General features: G+C 39.3%; 1 protein-coding gene and 1 pseudogene. Both read right to left on the minus strand.

Annotated features, from left to right (window positions below; all coding sequences use genetic code 11):
• Positions 1-1,551 (minus strand): annotated as a pseudogene (locus tag B6258_RS10475) (hypothetical protein); the annotation flags it as partial.
• Positions 1,552-1,906: 355 nt separating this feature from the next.
• A complete protein-coding gene (locus B6258_RS18510; RefSeq protein WP_476704260.1) occupies positions 1,907-2,485 on the minus strand; it encodes a putative adhesin in 579 nt (192 codons plus the stop codon).
• Positions 2,486-2,573 lie beyond the last annotated feature (88 nt).

The raw sequence follows: 2,573 nt of genomic DNA on the forward strand, positions 1-2,573 counted from the left end.
TTCTAAATCACCGCCAGCCGCTTTACGCCCGCGTATTTTCATCACACGTTGGCTCGCACTGTTATATTGATAGGTTTCACCTTCATATAAATATCCACTCTCACTGGCATGATTTGTGGCTTTTAAATGATTACGGCTATCCCAAATAAGGGCATCACCATTAAGAAGCTGGGTTAAATTACCGCTCTCATCAAAATAGCTATCCACGTTTTGAGGTTCTGAACACTGTGACTTTAATAAGGCACGATTGGTTTTATTTGAAACGGTAATCTCATGAGTGAAACTTTGCTGTGCAATCGAAGACGCGTGGCGAATTTGGGTTAAATTGCCGCCTCTATCATAGGTGTATAAACGGGTGTAATTAGTGTAGCTTTGCGTATCTTTGACTAATGTGGCGACTTTCTGAGATTGCATTGACGCGGGTGTTTGTTGATTGGCCGATTCACGCCCAGCAGCGCTCACCAATTGATACAGAGAGTCATACACATAACGATTTTCTGGCACCACTTTCTGATTACGCCAGTAGCGAGTCGCTTCAGCATCGTTTTTCAAACAAATAATATTCCCGACAGCATCGTACTCATAACGCAGATCTTGCATTACCTTCGCCCCTAAGGCATGGCCTTGAGGCCGCTGTGTTCTCACTTGCAGTAAACGTTGGGTTTCTGGCTCATATTTATAAGTGGTGACTAAGCCATTACCGTGCGCTTCACGTAATTTTTCCCCTGCGGCTGAGTAAGTGAGTGAATGTAAAATAACTTGCTCTGATTGGCCTTTTAAGGTCAGCCAAGATTGCTTAACAAAACCCACAATATCATAGGCAAGACGGCGTTGATGGCCTTTAGCATCGGTTTCTTCTAATACAGTACCCGTGGCATCATAAGTATATTGAGTGGTAAATTTTTCAGCTTGTTGAATACCTTGCTCACTGTCAGTACCCCAATTAATGTTATTACCTACAATGAACTGTTGTGTTTCTGATATTACCGCGCCTTGTAACGAATAATGGCTATACGTTTTTTTACCCGCGGTATCAAAGTGCTCGATACATTTTCCCACTTGATTGGTGCCGATTAACTCACTCGCGTTTCCTTGTCCCCACTTCAATTTTTGAATTACCTTCGTGTCTAGATCCCCTAATTTCCCTTCTTTGACTTGCTCTAAATATCGCTCAATGCTTTGAGCGGAATACTCGTAGGTTGTCACGGTGCCTTTGGCATTAATCTGTTGTGCAACCGTGCCTTCAATATCATTAAGATTAAAGCTATTTCCATTATCAATACCTTGTGACAGTGATAATGCGCCACTTAAACTCACCACTTGCTGAATATTGTGTTGAATAGTGGCGTCTGATTGCTGAGCTTCATACAATCTTGCATCAACACTGCGTTCTAAATAACCGCGAGGATGATAATGGTGACGCGTAATGCGTTCATCTGTTTTATTTATTATGTCGGGATGACGACAATAATTAATTTCACGAATAGCAGCTCCACGATTATCATAAACCACCACTGTTGGGGTGCTTGTGTGTAATTGTTGATTTAACATCTTTTTAATTCCTTTCAATTTTCTCTTTATCGATAATCATTATTTCGTTAATGGTTAATGGCGGTTAAATATCTTTTTTCATGAAAATATAATATTAATTTATTTCTAAACTAAATATCTCGTGATTAATTTAACCGCGCTTAGTTCTTAGCCTCTAAGCATGATTAAGAGTATTGCAATAATTCTAGTTTCTGTTCCATAGGATCATAGCTCAGATTGAGCTTGTCCTGTCTGGAACGACAAAATGAGCAGACAATATTGTCATAGTGAATATCATTTGCCTTTAACTCATTGAAAAGACGTCCTATTGTCGTTATTGAAGGTATAATGAGCCCATCCCAAGTGATCGAGTGTCTTACTGTGGCAATATCCGTTCTGACTGNTCCTGTCTGGAACGACAAAATGAGCAGACAATATTGTCATAGTGAATATCATTTGCCTTTAACTCATTGAAAAGACGTCCTATTGTCGTTATTGAAGGTATAATGAGCCCATCCCAAGTGATCGAGTGTCTTACTGTGGCAATATCCGTTCTGACTGTTTGTTTTTGAGTTGTTTGTGTAAACGCTCGATTGGCAGCCAATGCATTACTTATTCTATCGGGTGTATCGCGATCATATTTGGTTAATATATAATTTTTAATATTAATTTTCCCATTATTATTTTCTTCTGTTACTTCAGAAGTTATATTATTATCCTCGCCTGTTACTGCCCATATTCCCAACAATTCCATTTGCTCAACCGCGAGTTGACTATGTAAATCTAGATACTCATTCGAAATAGAAAATAATGTATACTTCTTATCCATTGCGAGGTTATCAATACCCGGATCCCTTAATCTAGTTCTGTGTGGATTTAAGAATTTTAATGTCACCCCATCGGGTATTGGAACGGCCTTACTGTATAAATCAAAAGAACCATGGGCAGTAACAATAAGTTGTTTTGATGGATAATCAGGGGTTGAATAGAGCGTAAAATGCCGACCTAACTTACTGGCGGTATAGTGCGTCTCTCTTTTAAAG

The organism is Proteus alimentorum, assembly GCF_002607735.1.
Lineage (GTDB): Bacteria > Pseudomonadota > Gammaproteobacteria > Enterobacterales > Enterobacteriaceae > Proteus > Proteus alimentorum.